Raw genomic sequence first — 776 nt, forward strand, 5'->3', positions numbered from 1 at the left:
GGAATGTCATCAAGGGCTGCCACCTGATAGGGCGCAATCAGCAGAAGCGGCAAGTGCCGGGCTGCCAGCGCCTGCAGCACATCCGGACGGTTCTGGTAGGCCCACTCGGCCTCCAATACCTTCACCGCCTCGTGATTATTCTCAATACCGCGCCGCAAACCGGCCAGATCATCCTCAAGCTGCTGAACCTCGTAGGACAACTGGTAAAGACCATAGGAAACACAGGCGAACAGGGCCAGAAAGAAGACCGTCAGGTTCCACCTCATTCCGCTTCCTCCCATGCCGGGGCATCGGTTCGGATACCGCCGCGCAGACGCGCCGAACGGGACCGCGGATTGATCGCAATCTCATCCTCACGTGCCTTGATCGCCCCCCGCTTGAGCAGCGAGAAGGAAGCCGGTTTCTGATCTTCAACCAGAGGAACATGACGGGATGGATTGGCGCGCGCCGCCGACCTTTTGGACAGGAAATTCTTTACGCGCCGGTCTTCAAGACTGTGAAATGATACAACTGCCAAACGGCCACCGGGAGAAAGCAACCGTTCGGACGCGGCCAACCCCGCCGTCAACTGTCCCAACTCATCATTTACAAAGATACGCAACGCCTGAAATGTACGCGTCGCCGGATGGATACCCTTACCATTTGTCCGAACAACCGACGCCACCACTTCCGCCAACTCAAGGGTACGCGTGAAAGGCTTTACCGACCGCCTTTCGACAATGGCGCGCGCAACGGCACGGGACCGGCGCTCCTCGCCATATTCAAAGATAATCCGG

Annotated in this window: 2 protein-coding genes; both read right to left on the bottom strand. The window is 58.2% G+C overall.

Going from position 1 to position 776, the window contains the following annotated elements:
* Positions 1-266 (bottom strand): cell division protein FtsL (gene ftsL, locus QQJ79_RS15540; RefSeq protein WP_284223836.1); only part of this gene is annotated, 266 nt, incomplete at its 3' end.
* On the bottom strand, positions 263-776 hold a 514-nt coding region (locus QQJ79_RS15545; RefSeq protein ID WP_284223837.1), incomplete at its 5' end, for a 16S rRNA (cytosine(1402)-N(4))-methyltransferase. The genes QQJ79_RS15545 and ftsL, both read right to left, overlap by 4 nt.

This window comes from Brevundimonas denitrificans, from assembly GCF_030160755.1.
In the GTDB taxonomy this organism is placed as follows: domain Bacteria; phylum Pseudomonadota; class Alphaproteobacteria; order Caulobacterales; family Caulobacteraceae; genus Brevundimonas; species Brevundimonas denitrificans.